General features: G+C 66.2%; 17 protein-coding genes. 6 read left to right on the forward strand and 11 right to left on the reverse strand.

The window, feature by feature from the left end; all coding sequences use genetic code 11:
- Position 1 precedes the first annotated feature (1 nt).
- From MU856_RS00690 to MU856_RS00710, 5 genes are all read right to left on the reverse strand, one after another.
- Entirely contained in the window at positions 2-973 is a 972-nt protein-coding gene (locus tag MU856_RS00690) for a 50S ribosomal protein L11 methyltransferase (protein WP_062901057.1), read from the reverse strand.
- On the reverse strand, positions 970-1,884 hold the full coding sequence (bla, locus tag MU856_RS00695; protein WP_263588207.1) for a subclass B3 metallo-beta-lactamase: 915 nt from the start codon (positions 1,882-1,884) through the stop codon (positions 970-972). Before bla ends, MU856_RS00690 begins: the two co-directional genes overlap by 4 nt.
- Complete coding sequence (locus MU856_RS00700) at positions 1,874-2,581, reverse strand: SDR family NAD(P)-dependent oxidoreductase (RefSeq protein ID WP_263588208.1); 708 nt, start codon at positions 2,579-2,581, stop codon at positions 1,874-1,876. The genes bla and MU856_RS00700 overlap by 11 nt, the downstream gene beginning before the upstream one ends.
- Positions 2,582-2,632: 51 nt before the next feature.
- Positions 2,633-3,985, reverse strand: coding sequence for a methyl-accepting chemotaxis protein (locus MU856_RS00705; RefSeq protein ID WP_062901054.1), 1,353 nt, complete (start codon positions 3,983-3,985; stop codon positions 2,633-2,635).
- Positions 3,986-4,113: 128 nt separating this feature from the next.
- Positions 4,114-4,587, reverse strand: coding sequence for an Lrp/AsnC family transcriptional regulator (locus tag MU856_RS00710; protein ID WP_003042965.1), 474 nt, complete (start codon positions 4,585-4,587; stop codon positions 4,114-4,116).
- Between the two features lie 158 nt (positions 4,588-4,745).
- Here MU856_RS00710 and ald point away from each other — a divergent pair, with 158 nt between their 5' ends.
- The 5 genes from ald to sdhA all read left to right on the forward strand — a co-directional run bounded on the left by ald (position 4,746) and on the right by sdhA (position 8,910).
- Positions 4,746-5,861: an alanine dehydrogenase gene (gene ald, locus MU856_RS00715; protein ID WP_062901053.1), complete on the forward strand. Its 1,116-nt coding sequence runs from the start codon at positions 4,746-4,748 to the stop codon at positions 5,859-5,861.
- A gap of 27 nt (positions 5,862-5,888) precedes the next feature.
- Complete coding sequence (locus tag MU856_RS00720; protein ID WP_263588209.1) at positions 5,889-6,119, forward strand: hypothetical protein; 231 nt, start codon at positions 5,889-5,891, stop codon at positions 6,117-6,119.
- 146 nt (positions 6,120-6,265) lie between these two features.
- The gene (gene sdhC, locus MU856_RS00725) at positions 6,266-6,709 is read left to right on the forward strand and encodes a succinate dehydrogenase, cytochrome b556 subunit (RefSeq protein ID WP_062901051.1); all 444 of its coding nucleotides are present in this window, start codon (positions 6,266-6,268) and stop codon (positions 6,707-6,709) included.
- Positions 6,702-7,106, forward strand: a complete 405-nt coding sequence (sdhD, locus tag MU856_RS00730) for a succinate dehydrogenase, hydrophobic membrane anchor protein (protein WP_003042951.1) — start codon at positions 6,702-6,704, stop codon at positions 7,104-7,106. The genes sdhC and sdhD overlap by 8 nt, the downstream gene beginning before the upstream one ends.
- 1 nt (position 7,107) lies before the next feature.
- Complete coding sequence (gene sdhA, locus MU856_RS00735; protein WP_058811170.1) at positions 7,108-8,910, forward strand: succinate dehydrogenase flavoprotein subunit; 1,803 nt, start codon at positions 7,108-7,110, stop codon at positions 8,908-8,910.
- A gap of 50 nt (positions 8,911-8,960) precedes the next feature.
- Here the strand turns inward: sdhA and MU856_RS00740 are convergent, their stop codons facing one another.
- The 5 genes from MU856_RS00740 to leuC all read right to left on the reverse strand — a co-directional run bounded on the left by MU856_RS00740 (position 8,961) and on the right by leuC (position 12,664).
- Positions 8,961-9,254: a hypothetical protein gene (locus tag MU856_RS00740; protein ID WP_234181134.1), complete on the reverse strand. Its 294-nt coding sequence runs from the start codon at positions 9,252-9,254 to the stop codon at positions 8,961-8,963.
- A gap of 85 nt (positions 9,255-9,339) precedes the next feature.
- Complete coding sequence (locus MU856_RS00745) at positions 9,340-9,549, reverse strand: DUF167 domain-containing protein (RefSeq protein WP_313906776.1); 210 nt, start codon at positions 9,547-9,549, stop codon at positions 9,340-9,342.
- A gap of 68 nt (positions 9,550-9,617) precedes the next feature.
- On the reverse strand, positions 9,618-10,613 hold the full coding sequence (locus MU856_RS00750) for an NADPH:quinone oxidoreductase family protein (RefSeq protein WP_062903020.1): 996 nt from the start codon (positions 10,611-10,613) through the stop codon (positions 9,618-9,620).
- Positions 10,614-10,640: 27 nt separating this feature from the next.
- Positions 10,641-11,237 carry a 3-isopropylmalate dehydratase small subunit gene (gene leuD / locus MU856_RS00755; protein ID WP_003042939.1) on the reverse strand — a complete coding sequence of 199 codons (597 nt, stop codon included), beginning with the start codon at positions 11,235-11,237 and terminating at the stop codon, positions 10,641-10,643.
- Complete coding sequence (gene leuC / locus MU856_RS00760; protein WP_062901049.1) at positions 11,234-12,664, reverse strand: 3-isopropylmalate dehydratase large subunit; 1,431 nt, start codon at positions 12,662-12,664, stop codon at positions 11,234-11,236. The genes leuD and leuC overlap by 4 nt, the downstream gene beginning before the upstream one ends.
- A 135-nt stretch (positions 12,665-12,799) precedes the next feature.
- Here leuC and MU856_RS00765 point away from each other — a divergent pair, with 135 nt between their 5' ends.
- Complete coding sequence (locus MU856_RS00765; RefSeq protein WP_062901048.1) at positions 12,800-13,318, forward strand: sterol desaturase family protein; 519 nt, start codon at positions 12,800-12,802, stop codon at positions 13,316-13,318.
- Between the two features lie 120 nt (positions 13,319-13,438).
- Here MU856_RS00765 and MU856_RS00770 read toward each other — a convergent pair whose 3' ends face one another.
- Positions 13,439-14,119 (reverse strand): glutathione S-transferase family protein, encoded by a 681-nt coding sequence (locus MU856_RS00770; RefSeq protein WP_186401176.1) that lies wholly within the window; start codon positions 14,117-14,119, stop codon positions 13,439-13,441.
- Between the last annotated feature and the right edge of the window lie 10 nt (positions 14,120-14,129).

Raw genomic sequence — 14,129 nt, forward strand, 5'->3', positions numbered from 1 at the left:
TTCACCAGCTCCCGAAGCTCGCGTCCGAGGGGCTGGCGCGGTGCAGGGCGCGTTCCTTGCGGCGGTAGCCGTAGCGCCGCCGCTTGGTGAGCAGCAGACAGGGCCATTCCGCGCTGCCCCCGCGCGCGGACAGGCGAAAGCCGTGCGCGCGATAGGCGGCGACTACGGGATCCATCTGGCGCGCGATCAGGCCGGCAAGAATGGCGCGGCCGCCGGGTGCGGTCGCAGCGGCAATGTCGGGAGCAAGAGTGATGAGCGGCCCGGCGAGAATATTGGCGATGACGAGGTCATAGGGCGCCCGGTGCCTTATGGCCGGATGGTCGGTCCCCGGCGCGACCGCCAGCGCGAGCCGGCCGCCGCCGCGGCCCAGTGGCACATCGTTGATCGCGGCATTGTCACGCGTGACGAATATGCTCGCCGGGTCGATGTCCGACGCGATGACGCGCGCGCGCGGCCATAGCGCCATGGCGGCGAAGGCGAGCAGGCCCGTGCCCGTCCCGATGTCGGCGATATTGCGCGGTGCGGCGCCCACGCGGTCGAGGCGGTCGAGCATCGCGAGGCAGCCCGCAGTGGTGTCGTGCCCGCCGGTGCCGAAGGCCTGGCTCGCATCGATCAGAAAGGATGTCGTGCCCGGCGGGACGCGGTCGGCATAGCTGCTGGTGTGGACGAAAAAGCGTCCGGCGCGCACCGGCTCGAGCCCCTGCTGCGACAGCGTGACCCAATCTTCTTCGGGCAATTCGGCGACGGTCGGCGCGACGCCCTTCGCGCTCGGGGCGAGCGATTGGATCAGCCGCAGCAGATCATCGCCCGGCGCGTCGTCCATATAGGCGTCGAGCTGCCACGTTCCGGCATCTTCGTCGATCTCGCGCGTCACGACGACCGGCGCTTCGGGGGCAGCATCCAGCGCAGGGATTTCACCCGACAGCGCTTCGGCCTCCGCACGCGTGCAGGGCAACGAGACGATCCAGCTCATCGCGTCGCCGCCTCTTTCGCCAGCCGATCGTCGAGTCGCTTGCTTGCTGCCGCGGCATAAGCGGCGCAGCCATCGGCGCCGGCCAGCGGAGCCTCGCCCGCCAACCGCGCAAACAAATTGCTCGCGCCGGGATGCGGGGTGACCAAAATGTCGCACGGCAGCGTCGGCACCTTGGCAAAGGTCGCGCGCAGCATCGCGACATAGTCGGGATGGTCGCTGAAGCGGTAGCCGTCGGCCGAAATGGCGGTCAGGCTGTCGACATAGGCGATGGTGCGGCAGGCGGACCCTTCGCACGATTGCCACGTCCAGCTCGTGCTGCCCGGCGTGTGGCCGGGGGTTGCGTGGGCGGTGATCCGGATGTCGGCAAAGGCGAGCGGCTGTCCGTCGCGCAGGCGCTGTGCGACCGGCACGCCGGTGAAGCTATCGAGGGCGCCGCGCTGCGGATCGCGCGGGTCGGGGGTTCCGCTTTCGAGCTGCGGCGCGGCGTCGGCAAGCGCGATCACCGGCGCGCCGGTCGCGGCATGCAGCGCCGCGAGACCGCCGACATGATCGAAATGCTCATGGCTGGTCAGGATCGCGCGGATGCGTTTGGGATCGAAGCCCAGCGCACGGATATTGGCAAGGATCGCAGGCGCCGCTTCGGCGGTTGCGGCATCGATCAGGATCGGTCCGGCCGGTGCGTCGATGAGCAGCGCGGTGATGCCGCAGGTGCCGACATAATAAGTGTTGCCGAACAGCTTGGCCGGCGGCGCGGGATCGCTCCAGCCGTCGCGATCGGCGCAGGCGGCGGCGAGCGCCTTGCCCGTCGGGGCAGGAGGCGCCGCGGCCGGAGCGCTCGCCTGCGGCGCGCATCCGGCAAGCATCGGGGCAGCAAGCATCAGGGCGGCGAGAGCAAGACTTTTAGCGGACATAGCTGGCTCCATTGGCATCGAGGATCGCGCCGGTCATCGAGGGCGGCGCCTCGAGCGCGCACCAGCGCGCCATTTCGGCGATTTCCTCGGGGCTCGCCACGCGGCCCAGCGGGATGTCGGCGAGCAATGTGTCGCCGCCCCGGCTGGCGAGATAATCCTCGGCCATGCCGGTCATCGTGAAGCCCGGGCAAATGGCGAAGGCGAGGATGCCTTCATGAGCATAGCCGCGCGCAATCGTCTTGGTCATTGCGACCATGCCCGCCTTCGATGCCGCATAATGCCAATGCGCGGGACTGTCGCCGCGATAGGCGGCGCGGCTGGCGATATTGACGATCCGGCCATGGCTCGTGTCGCCTGCGGCCCGGCGCGCCTGCCAGTGCTGCACCGCGCGGCGGCACAGCTGCGCGGCGGCGGTCAGGTTGATCTGGAGGGTCCGGTTCCAGCTTTCGAGCCAGTCGGCGTCGCTGCTGTCGATCGGATTCGCTTCGAAAACGCCGGCATTATTGACGAGCACGTCGATCCGGCCGTCGAGCCGGTCGAGGCTTTTATCCCATAGTTGGTCCGCAATCGCAGGGTCGCCAAGGTCGCCGTCGGCGCTCGACAGCGCGGCGACCTTCGCCGCGTCGGTCGCAAGCGCGTCGGCGATGGCCGCACCAATGCCGCGGCTCGCGCCGGTAATCAGGATGTGGGTTTTCATCCCCCCGCCTTAGGCGAGCGGCGGGCCGCTTGCCAAGCAGGGCGCGACGGATCAGGCGACGCGGCGGCTGAATTCGCTCGCGGCGGTTTCCAGTGCCTGCAGCCGCTCGCCCATCTTGGAAAATTCCTGGCTGAGCACGCTGATTTCGCTGGCGACGGTGCCCGAATCGTTGCGGATGCTGGCGATGGTCGACGACATGCTGTCGGCCGCGAGCGCGGTTTCGTCGACGGCGGCGGTGATCGAGGTGACCGTCTGCGCCTGCGCGTCCATCGCATCGCGAATTCGCTGCGCCGACTGCTGCACCTCGATGATCGTCTGCTGGATCGACTGGTTGGCCGCGACCGACCCGCGCGTTGCCTGCTGGATCGCGGTGATCTTGCCCGCAATATCGTCGGTCGCGCGCGCGGTTTCGTTGGCGAGGCTCTTCACTTCCTGCGCGACGACGGCAAAGCCGCGGCCCGATTCGCCCGCGCGCGCCGCCTCGATCGTCGCGTTGAGCGCGAGGAGGTTGGTCTGGCCCGCAATTTCGCGGATCAGGCCCAGAATGGATTCGATCGATTCGGCGTGACGCGACAGCGCGTCGGACATGGCCACCGCTTCGCCCGCCTGTTCAGAGGCGCGCGTCGCGACGCTGGCCGATGCTTCGACTTCGGTGCGGGCATCCTCGATCGCGCGGATCAGCCCGGCGGCGGTCGATGCGGCTTCGCGCATCGCCATCGCCGATTGCTCCGAGGCCGCAGCGACTTCGCTCGTCTTGGCGATCATGCCGCGCGCGGCATGATCGGCCGATGTGGCCTGTTTGGCGAGCTGCTGGCGCACCCCGTCGCTGTCCTGGACCAGCGAGGCGATCGAGCGGTCGAAATCGCTCGCCAGCGCCTGTCGCTCCTGCGAGATCGCCGCCCGGTCGAGCTTTTCGGCATAAGCGAGCATGATGTCCATTTCGAGCAGCGCGAGACGGTTGATCGCCGCGGTCAGGCGCGTCTGGCGCGCCGTGTCGCCGGCGCACGCCTCGATCACATAATGGATGGCGAGCTTGTGGCTCTCGCCGATGCACGACAGCACGGTCGCGATCGGCAGGCCGACGCGCAGCGCCATATGGGTGTTCTGGCACGCGATGGTCGCGGCCTCCTGCCCCCCGGCGTCGGCATATTTGGTCTGCATGTGCCGCGCGCTGCCGCGAATATAGGATTCAAGCAGTTCACCCTCGATCTTGCGGGTGACGATGGGCAGCGCGTTGAAGGCATCCCAATAGGCGGTCGCCAGCTGCGTCTCCAGCCCCGACAGGATCATGTGCACTTCGGCCCCGTCGGCGGCGAGCCGGCCGTCGAGGTCATAGGTCGGGAAGCGATCGGCCATCAGAACGGGCTCGATTTGCTGCTTATGAATCGGATTTTCCTTCACCATGATCCTGTTCCCTTGCCGACCCCGGGACGCGCAGGTCTGTCGCCCGCCATCATCCCAAACTGCGTCTGCCGGATATGGAAGGAAATTGGTAAATTCACCGTTAACCAGCGCGGCCGGTTTCGCTCGGTTCAGCGGCGCTCGGTGGGTTGGACGGGATAGCCTTCGAAGCCCTTTATGGTGCGCAGGGCAAAGGCGCTGTGCATCGCGGCGACACCGGGAAGGCGCGACAGGCAGTGGCGGTGCAGCCGGTCGAAATCGGCGACATTGCGCGCGGCGACGCGCAGCCGATAGTCGGACGCGCCTGACAGCAATTGGCACTCGAGGATTTCGTCGAAGCTTTTGACCGCGCTTTCGAAAGCGGTGAGCGCCTCTTCGCTCTGCGAGGTCAGGCTGATGTCGACGAACACGTCGAGACCGAGGCCGATCGTGTCGGGGGCGATGCGCGCGGCATAGCCGGTGATGATCCCCGCCGCCTCCATCGCGCGGATGCGGCGATGGCAGGCGGAGGCCGAAAGTCCGACCCGTTCGCCCAGTTCAGCGACGGGTTTTGGCCCCTCGCGCTGCAACAGGTTGAGCAGCTTTGCATCGATTCGATCGATCATGTCGCGTGTCTATCCAGAAAGACGCAAAAATATTGCGTGTTTATCGTCATGCGAACGATAGTTTGCAAGCAAATCCCGCCGATACGCTGTTATGTTTGCCCGAAGGCTTCGGATAGGCGAAAATGCGCGCGTCCGTTCCGGCAAATCGGAGAGATAGCATGATCATCGGCACCCCCAAGGAAATCAAGAATCACGAATATCGCGTCGGCCTGACGCCCGAGAGCGCCCGCGAACTGGTGGCACATGGTCACCGCGTCCTCGTCCAGACCGGCGCGGGCGAGGGCATTGGCGCTCACGACCGCTTCTATGTCGAGGCGGGCGCCGAGATCGTCGACAGCGCCGAAGAAATTTTCGCGAGCTGCGAAATGGTCGTGAAGGTCAAGGAGCCGCAGGCGGTCGAGCGCGCGATGCTGCGCGAAGGCCAGATTCTCTATACCTATCTCCACCTTGCGCCCGATCCCGAGCAGACGCGCGATCTGATGAAATCGGGCGCGGTGTGCATCGCCTATGAAACCGTGACCAGCCCCCATGGCGGCCTGCCGCTCCTGAAGCCCATGAGTCAGGTCGCGGGGCGCATGTCGATCCAGGCCGGCGCGACCGCGCTTGAAAAGGCGCACGGCGGCCGCGGCGTGCTGCTCGGCGGCGTGCCGGGCGTGGCGCCGGGCAAAATCTGCGTGATCGGCGGCGGCGTCGTCGGCTTCAACGCGGCGCAGATGGCGGCGGGGCTGGGCGCCGACGTCACGATCCTCGATCGTGATCCCGAAGTGCTCGAACGCGTCGGCACCTTTTTCGAAGCGCGCGCGAAGACCCGCTTTTCGAACCGCGCGAACCTTGCCGAATGCGTCGCCGAGGCCGATCTGGTCATCGGCGCGGTGCTGATCCCCGGCGCCGAAGCGCCGAAGCTCGTCACGCGCGACATGCTGAAGACGATGCGCCCCGGATCGGTCCTGGTCGACGTCGCAATCGACCAGGGCGGCTGTTTCGAGACGAGCCATGCGACGACGCACGCCGATCCGACCTATGTCGTCGACGGCATCGTCCATTATGCGGTCGCCAACATGCCCGGCGCCGTCGCGCGCACGAGCACCTATGCGCTCAACAATGTCACCCTGCCGCACGCGCTGCGCATCGCCGACCTCGGCTGGAAAGAAGCGCTGCGCCGCGACATGCATCTTTCGCAGGGCCTGAACGTATGGAATGGTAAGGTGACGTTCGAAGCCGTAGCCGAAGCGGTGGGAACGGACTATGTGCCTGTCGAGCAGGCACTCGCCTGACGCCAGACCATAGGATCAAGAGAGACGATGACCGAGCAAGTGCCGCCTCCCCCGCAAGACGAAGAAGAAAATGAAGTGCTGCGCGCCGCGCGCGAGCAGCAGGCCCAGAAGGAAGCCGCCGAGGCGACCGAGGCGGCCGACCGGGAGGCGGCGAAAGGCGGCCGCAAGATCGGCTGGAAGACGGCGGCGGGGATCGGCGTCGGTTCGGCCGCAGTGCTTGCGGCGCTGCTCTACGCGAACCGCGACAAGATCAAATAAGGCGCGTCGGCCCCGGACGATCCTTCGATCCCGGGGCCGGCTGCCTGCGAATTCTTGCCTCCATCGCCCCCTAAGCAATTGCATATCGTGCGCGCGGCGCTAAACCGGCGCCCATCGACCGACTAGAGTCACGGAATGGGGCTGATATGGCTGGCAAAGAACCGAGCGGGCGTCCGCTCTCGCCGCACCTCCAGGTGTATAAATGGGGGCCGCACATGGCGGTCTCGATCTTTCACCGCGTCAGCGGTGACGGGCTGGCCATCGTCGGTGCGCTGATGTTCCTCGGCTGGCTCGGCGCGATCGCGGCGGGCCCCGAGGCCTATGCGGCCTTCGTCGCCTGCGTCTGGCACGACCCTGCGGGCGGCGGCGTGCATCAGGTCACCAATATTCTGGGCAAGATCGTGCTCGTCGGTCTGACTTGGGCCTTTTTCCAGCATCTGTTTTCGGGGCTGCGCCACTTCGTCCTCGATACCGGCGCGGGTTATGAACTCAAGGCCAACAAGCTCTGGTCGACCGTCGTGATCGTGGGCGCGATCCTCGCGACCGCCGCGACCTGGCTCTATATCGCCAAGGAGGCGCTCAATGGGTAACGGAACGCCTCTCGGCCGGGTTCGCGGACTTGGCGCTTCGCACCACGGTACCGGCCACTGGCTGCAGCAGCGGCTGACCGCGCTCGGCAATGTGCTGCTCGTCACCTGGTTCGTCGTCTCGCTGCTCCGCTTGCCGCTCGGCGACCATGCCGCGCTGATGCAGTGGGCGTCGAAGCCGATGGTCGCCTTTGCGCTGATCCTGCTCGTGGTCAGCGTCTTCTGGCACCTGCGCCTCGGGCTGCAGGTGCTGATCGAGGATTATGTCCACGGCGAAGCGACGCGTCTGCTGTCGATCGTCCTGTTGAATTTCTATGCGTTCGGCGGCGCGGCCTATGGCATTTTCGCGATCGTGCGCATCGCGCTGGCGCCCGCCGCGCTCGGCCCGGGGGGCATGTGATATGACCGAAGCCTACAAGATCATCGACCACACCTATGATACCGTCGTCGTCGGCGCCGGCGGTTCGGGCCTGCGCGCCACGATGGGCAGCGCCGAGGCCGGCCTGCGCACCGCCTGCATCACCAAGGTGTTCCCGACGCGCAGTCATACCGTTGCGGCGCAGGGCGGCATTGCCGCCAGCCTCGGCAACAACAGCCCCGACCATTGGCAGTGGCATATGTACGACACCGTCAAGGGTTCCGACTGGCTGGGCGACCAGGACGCGATCGAATATATGGTGCGCGAGGCGCCCGCCGCGGTCTACGAACTCGAACATGCCGGCGTGCCCTTTTCGCGCAACGCCAATGGCACCATCTATCAGCGCCCGTTCGGCGGCCATATGCAGAATATGGGTGAAGGCCCGCCGGTGCAGCGCACCTGCGCCGCCGCCGACCGCACCGGTCACGCGATGCTCCACGCGCTCTATCAGCAGAGCCTGAAGTATGACGCGGACTTCTTCATCGAATATTTCGCGCTCGACCTGATCATGGAAGACGGCGTGTGCCGCGGCGTGATCGCGCTGTGCATGGAAGACGGCAGCATCCACCGCTTCCGCAGCCAGGCGGTCGTGCTCGCGACCGGCGGCTATGGCCGCTGCTATTTCACCGCCACCTCGGCGCATACCTGCACCGGCGACGGCGGCGGGATGGTGCTGCGCGCGGGCCTGCCGCTCCAGGACATGGAGTTCGTCCAGTTCCACCCGACCGGCATCTACGGTGCGGGCGTCCTCATCACCGAGGGCGCGCGCGGCGAGGGCGGCTATCTCACCAACTCCGAGGGCGAGCGCTTCATGGAACGCTATGCCCCCTCGGCGAAGGATCTGGCGTCGCGCGACGTCGTGTCGCGTTCGATGGCGCTCGAAATCCGCGAAGGCCGCGGCGTCGGTCCGCACAAGGACCATATCTTCCTGCACCTCGATCATATCGATCCCGCGGTGCTGGCGGAGCGTCTGCCGGGCATCACCGAAAGCGGCAAGATTTTCGCGGGCGTCGACCTGACGCGCCAGCCGCTGCCGGTCGTGCCGACGGTCCATTACAATATGGGCGGCATTCCCTGTAACTATCATGGCGAAGTCGTGACGCTGAAGGACGGCAACCCCGATGCGGTCGTCCCCGGCCTGTTCGCGGTCGGCGAGGCGGCGTGCGTGTCGGTCCATGGCGCGAACCGCCTTGGCTCGAACAGCCTGATCGACCTGGTCGTTTTCGGACGCGCGACGGGGCACCGGCTCAAGGAAATCGTCGCGCCCGGCGCCGCGCAGCCTGCGCTGCCCAAGGACAGCGCCGACCTCGCGCTTGGCCGCCTTGACCATTTCCGCAATGCGAGCGGCGGTTCGCCGACCGCCGAAATCCGCACGGAGATGCAGCGCGCGATGTCGCAGCACGCGGCGGTTTTCCGCACCGACGAGCTGATGGCCGAGGGCAAGGACAAGCTTGCCAAGACCTATGAGCGCATGAACGACGTCCATGTCGCCGACCGCAGCCTGATCTGGAACACCGACCTCGTCGAAACGCTCGAGCTCGACAATCTGATCGCGCAGGCGACGGTGACGATGCATTCGGCGTTCAACCGCAAGGAAAGCCGCGGCGCCCACGCGCACGAGGATTTCCCGAACCGCGACGATGCGAACTGGATGAAGCACACTATCAGCTGGTTCGACGGCTGGGGCGGCAAGGACGGCAAGGTGACGCTCGATTACCGCCCGGTCCACGAATATACGCTGACCGACGATGCCGAATATATCAAGCCGAAGGCGCGCGTTTACTGAGGACGCGTTTGTGACCGGGCGCCTTCGGGTGCCCGGATCGGCCGCTCCGCCTATTTGCCCAGAATATTGTCGATCGGATTGAGGTCGGAAAAGGGCCTGTCGACCTGCAGGCCCATCAGCCACAATTTGTAGCAGGCAACCGCGAAGAACATCAGCGCGATCGTCCACACGATGATCGTCTTGATGATGCGCCAGCGCTTTTCTTCATAGGCGGCGCGCGCGCGCGCCTTGTGATCGATGCCGAGTTCGCCCTCGAACTCGGCAATCAACTGCGCACGGCGAGTCCGCGAAATATTCGCAAGGCTCATCGCCTGCCCATCACTGGCCGAACGGGGGTCCGCCATCGTTGATCCCTGAATCCCAATAGTCCTGCATTGAACGATAGGGGGGAGCCCCTGATAAATGGTTAAGCGGGGCCTTGCTTTGCGATCAGTCGAGCGCGACCGCGACCAGTTTTATCCGCGCCGTCGCGCCGCGCAGCAGCGTCAGATCGCGGCGTGGCCGGCCGAGCGCGGCCGCGAGCAGGCGCAGCACCGCCTCGTTGGCGGCGCCGTCGGCGGGCGGGGCGGTGACGCGCAGCAAAACGGCGCCGGCCTCGATCCGTACCTCGTCGCGCCCCGCGCCAGGCGTCACGCGCACCTCGATCCGGCCGGTCGGCCGCGCCAGTGCGTCGAGCGCCTCGGTCAGCGCGGGATCGGGGCGATATTTCAGATGGTCACGACCAGCTTGCCGACGGCGCTGCGGTCGCCCAGCTTGGCGATCGCCTTGCCGCCATCGGCCAGCGCGAAGCGTTCGGTGACGCGCGGGCTGATCTTGCCCTGTTCCCAAAGCTGGAACAGGCGTGCGATATTGGCGCGGTTGCGCTGCGGCTCGCGGGCGGCGAAGGCTCCCCAGAAGACACCGGCGACGTCGCAGCTCTTGAGCAGGGTCAGGTTGAGCGGCAGGCGCGGAATGCCCGCGGGGAAGCCGACAACGAGGTAGCGTCCTTCCCATGCGATCGAGCGCAGCGCCGGTTCGCAATAATCGCCGCCGACCGCATCGTAGATCACATTGGCGCCGTCGCCGCCGACCGCCGCCTTGAACGTGTTGGCGAGCGCCTTCGAGGCCTCCTTGTCGAACGGCTGATAGCCATAGACGACGACTTCGTCGGCGCCGGCCTGACGTGCGATGTCGGCCTTTGCCTCGCTCGATACGCCGGCGACGACGCGCGCGCCGAATGCCTTGCCCAGTTCGACCGCGGCAATGCCGACTCCGCCCGAGGCGCCAAGGACGAGCAGCGTATCGCCTTCCTCGATATGGCCGCGATCGACCAGCGCATGAATGCTGGTGCCATAGGTCATCAGGAGCGCCGCGCCTTCGGCAAAGTCGCGCCCTTCGGGCAGCGGATAGCTATTGGCGGCATTGACCAGCGCCGCCTCGGCCATGCCGCCGTTGCCGCACGCCGCAATCACCCGGTCGCCGACCTTGAAATCGGTCACGCCTTCGCCGACCTCGGCCACGATGCCCGCGACCTCGCCGCCCGGGGCGAAGGGGCGCTGCGGCTTGAACTGATATTTATCCTCGATGATGAGCACGTCGGGGAAGTTGACCGCGCAGGCCTTCACATCGACGACCATCTGCCCTTTGCCGGGGGTGGGGCGCGCAACCTCGCCCAGTTCGAGCGTTTCGGGGCCGCCGGTCGCGGTCGACAGAAGAGCCTTCATCATCGTCTCCTTTTCCTGTTTCGTTGGTTATTCGGTGAGCGCGGGCTGCAGCCAGGGCCGCTCGGCCGCTAGTTTGGCCTCATAAGCGTCGATCGCCCCGCCGCTCTTTTCGGTGAGCGAGATCTCGTCGAGACCGCCGAGCAGGCACATCTTGCGGAACGGGTCGATTTCGAAGGTGAAGCGATCCTGAAAGGGCGTCGTCACCGTCTGCGTGTCGAGGTCGACGTGAATCGGATCGGTTGCCGCGACCTCGATCAGCCGGTCGACCGCCGCCTGCGGCAGCACTACGGGCAAGATGCCGTTCTTTACCGCATTGCCCGAGAAGATGTCGGAATAGCTGGGCGCGATGACGACGCGGATGCCAAGGTCGCCGAGCGCCCAGGCGGCATGTTCGCGGCTCGACCCGCAGCCGAAATTGTCGCCCGCGATCAGGATCGGAGCGCCCTTGTTCTCGGGGCGGTCGAACAGATTGTCGGGATCGGCGCGCAGGCTTTCGAACGCGCCGCGGCCCATGCCTTCGCGGCTCGTGGTCTTGAGCCAGTGCGCGGGAATGATGACGTCGGTATCGACATTCTTGAGCCCGAGCGGAATCGCGCGGCCTTCGACCTTTTCCAGTGGGGTCATGCCATCAACTCCCGCACGTCGGTGAGCTTGCCGGTCACCGCCGCCGCCGCCGCCATGGCGGGGCTCACAAGATGCGTGCGGCTGCCCGGACCCTGGCGGCCGACGAAATTGCGGTTGCTCGTCGATGCGCAGCGTTCGCCTGCGGGCACTTTGTCGGGGTTCATCGCAAGGCACGCCGAACAGCCCGGCTCGCGCCACTCGAGCCCTGCGTCGATGAAGATGCGGTCGAGTCCTTCGGCTTCGGCCTGCGCCTTTACCAGGCCCGATCCCGGAACGACGATCGCCCAGCGGACATTGTCGGCCTTTTTGCGGCCCTTGATGACCGCAGCGGCAGCGCGCATGTCCTCGATCCGGCTGTTGGTGCAACTGCCGATGAAGATGTTCTCGATCGCGACGTCCTGCATCCGCGTGCCGGGTTCGAGGCCCATATAGGCAAGCGATTTGGCGGCGGCGGCCTGTTTCGACGGGTCGGCAAAGCTCGCAGGATCGGGAACGATGCCGGTGATCGGCACCACGTCCTCGGGGCTGGTTCCCCAGGTAACGCTCGGTGCAATGTCGGCAGCGTCAATGACGACGGTCTTGTCATAGCTGGCGCCCGGATCGGTCGCGAGGCTGCGCCAATAGGCGACCGCAGCCTCCCAGTCGGCCCCCTTCGGCGCGTAGGGGCGGCCCTTCAGATAAGCGAAGGTGACATCGTCGGGTGCGATCAGGCCAGCGCGGGCGCCGCCCTCGATTGCCATGTTACTCACAGTCAGACGGCCCTCGATGCTGAGGCCGCGAATCGCGCTGCCGGTATATTCGATGACGTGGCCGGTGCCGCCAGCAGCGCCGATCACGCCGGTGATGTGAAGGATGATGTCCTTCGCGCTGACGCCGGGCCCGACATCACCCTCGACGCGCACTTCCATCGTCTTTGCGGGCTGGAGCAGCAATGTCTGCGTCGCCAGCACATGCTCGACCTCGCTCGTTCCGATGCCGAAGGCGAGCGCGCCGATGCCGCCGTGACAGGCGGTGTGGCTGTCGCCGCAGACGATCGTCGTGCCGGGCAGGGAGAAGCCCTGTTCGGGGCCGACGACATGGACGATACCCTGCTCGGGCGCCACCGCGTCGATGTAGCGGATGCCATATTCGGGTGCGTTCTTTTCGAGCGCCGCCAATTGCGCCGCGCTTTCGGGGTCGGCGATCGGCAGCCGGTTGCCCGCCGCATCGCGCCGCGCCGTCGTCGGCAGATTATGATCGGGAACCGCCAGCGTCAGGTCGGGACGGCGCACCGTACGGCCGCTCGCGCGAAGCCCGGCGAAGGCTTGCGGACTGGTGACTTCATGGACGAGGTGGCGGTCGATGAAGATCAGGCAGGTACCGTCGGGGCGCTGTTCGACGACATGCGCGTCCCAGATTTTCTCATAAAGCGTGCGGGGCCGAGTCATGCGGGTTCACTTACGCTGCCCACACAACTTTGCAAGCGAGTGGCGATCAAAAACGCAATTTTCGGTCGCCGATACCCATAGCGGGGAGTGAGGAGATGATGGCGCGGCTGCCTTAACCGGCCTATACTCTCCCCCATGTCGACGCTCGCCATCATCGCCCTTGTCCTTGCCACCGTCATCGCGATGGAGGGCGTCGCCTGGGCAAGCCACAAATATATCATGCACGGCTTCGGCTGGGGTTGGCACCGCGACCATCACGAACCGCACGGGCGTCGGCTGGAGAAGAACGACCTGTTCGCCATCGTCGGGGCCGCGATGAGCATTTCGATGTTCGCGATCGGCAGCCCGATGATCTTCGGTGCGGCGGCGTGGGAACCAGGAACGTGGATCGGCCTCGGTATCCTTTGCTATGGCATCATCTACACGCTGGTGCATGACGGGCTGGTCCATCAGCGCTATTTCCGCTGGGTACCGCGGCGCGGCTATGCCAAGCGGCTGGTGCAGGCGCACAAGCTGCACCATGCGACGATCGGCAAGGAAGGCGGGGTCAGCTTCGGCTTCGTCTTCGCGCGCGACCCGGCCAGGCTGAAGGCCGAATTGAAGGCGCAGCGTGAAGCAGGCGTCGCCGTGGTGCGCGAGGCGCTGGCGGACTGAACCTCGTCATTGCGCGGAGCGAAGCGACCAAGCAACTTCCGGCTGGCGGCGTTAAATTCCGATCGCTGGAGATTGCTTCCCCCGGCTTTCGCCGGGGTCGCAATGACGAAGGAGGAGGGCTCAGGCCGTCCGGTAATCCGCCGTAATTACCCCGGCTGCTGCCAGCTCGGCTTCGTGGCTTTCTTCGCGCCACTCTTCGGCGAGCGCCTGCCGCTCCCATTCGCGCATGGCGGGGTGCGCCAGCATATGGTCGACCCACGCCTGTCCCGCGCCGACGTCGAGGCCGTAAGTGCGGATACGAAAGGCGACCGGTGCGAAAAAGGCGTCGGCGGCCGAGAAGTCGGCGCCGGCGAGCCATGGGCCGCCGAACTTCGTCAAACCTTCCTCGAACAGCTCGCGGATGCGCGCGACATTGGCGGTGAGGGCGTCCGACATCGGCTTGGGCGTCACGCGGACGCCGACGTTCATCGTGCAATCGTTGCGAAGCGCGGCAAAGCCGCTGTGCATTTCCGCCACCGCGCATTGCGCCCAGGCGCGTGCGTCGGGATCGTCGGGCCAGACGCCATTGTGCCGGTCGGCGAGATAAAGCGTAATGCCGAGCGAGTCGTAGACGGTGCGCCCCTCGTGGAGCAGCGCCGGAACCTGACCAGTCGGCGAAAAGCTGCGGAAGGCGTCGTAATTGACGGGTTTGGCGAAAGGCTCGACGCGATCCTCGAAGCCGATGCCGAGCCCTTTCATCAGCATCCACGGGCGCAGCGACCAGCTCGAATAATTGCGGTTGGCGGTGATCAGCACATACATGCGTGGTGGC

This window comes from Sphingopyxis sp. GC21 (assembly GCF_025727575.1).
Classification (GTDB): domain Bacteria; phylum Pseudomonadota; class Alphaproteobacteria; order Sphingomonadales; family Sphingomonadaceae; genus Sphingopyxis; species Sphingopyxis terrae_A.

Excerpts from the sequence above, each read along its gene's own strand:
- MU856_RS00690 (WP_062901057.1), bottom strand. The coding sequence starts at position 973 with ATGAGCTGGATCGTCTCGTTGCCCTGCACGCGTGCGGAGGCCGAAGCG.
- bla (WP_263588207.1), bottom strand. The coding sequence starts at position 1,884 with ATGTCCGCTAAAAGTCTTGCTCTCGCCGCCCTGATGCTTGCTGCCCCG.
- MU856_RS00700 (WP_263588208.1), bottom strand. The coding sequence starts at position 2,581 with ATGAAAACCCACATCCTGATTACCGGCGCGAGCCGCGGCATTGGTGCG.
- MU856_RS00705 (WP_062901054.1), bottom strand. The coding sequence starts at position 3,985 with ATGGTGAAGGAAAATCCGATTCATAAGCAGCAAATCGAGCCCGTTCTG.
- MU856_RS00710 (WP_003042965.1), bottom strand. The coding sequence starts at position 4,587 with ATGATCGATCGAATCGATGCAAAGCTGCTCAACCTGTTGCAGCGCGAG.
- ald (WP_062901053.1), top strand. The coding sequence starts at position 4,746 with ATGATCATCGGCACCCCCAAGGAAATCAAGAATCACGAATATCGCGTC.
- MU856_RS00720 (WP_263588209.1), top strand. The coding sequence starts at position 5,889 with ATGACCGAGCAAGTGCCGCCTCCCCCGCAAGACGAAGAAGAAAATGAA.
- sdhC (WP_062901051.1), top strand. The coding sequence starts at position 6,266 with ATGGCTGGCAAAGAACCGAGCGGGCGTCCGCTCTCGCCGCACCTCCAG.
- sdhD (WP_003042951.1), top strand. The coding sequence starts at position 6,702 with ATGGGTAACGGAACGCCTCTCGGCCGGGTTCGCGGACTTGGCGCTTCG.
- sdhA (WP_058811170.1), top strand. The coding sequence starts at position 7,108 with ATGACCGAAGCCTACAAGATCATCGACCACACCTATGATACCGTCGTC.
- MU856_RS00740 (WP_234181134.1), bottom strand. The coding sequence starts at position 9,254 with ATGGCGGACCCCCGTTCGGCCAGTGATGGGCAGGCGATGAGCCTTGCG.
- MU856_RS00750 (WP_062903020.1), bottom strand. The coding sequence starts at position 10,613 with ATGAAGGCTCTTCTGTCGACCGCGACCGGCGGCCCCGAAACGCTCGAA.
- leuD (WP_003042939.1), bottom strand. The coding sequence starts at position 11,237 with ATGACCCCACTGGAAAAGGTCGAAGGCCGCGCGATTCCGCTCGGGCTC.
- leuC (WP_062901049.1), bottom strand. The coding sequence starts at position 12,664 with ATGACTCGGCCCCGCACGCTTTATGAGAAAATCTGGGACGCGCATGTC.
- MU856_RS00765 (WP_062901048.1), top strand. The coding sequence starts at position 12,800 with ATGTCGACGCTCGCCATCATCGCCCTTGTCCTTGCCACCGTCATCGCG.
- MU856_RS00770 (WP_186401176.1), bottom strand. The coding sequence starts at position 14,119 with ATGTATGTGCTGATCACCGCCAACCGCAATTATTCGAGCTGGTCGCTG.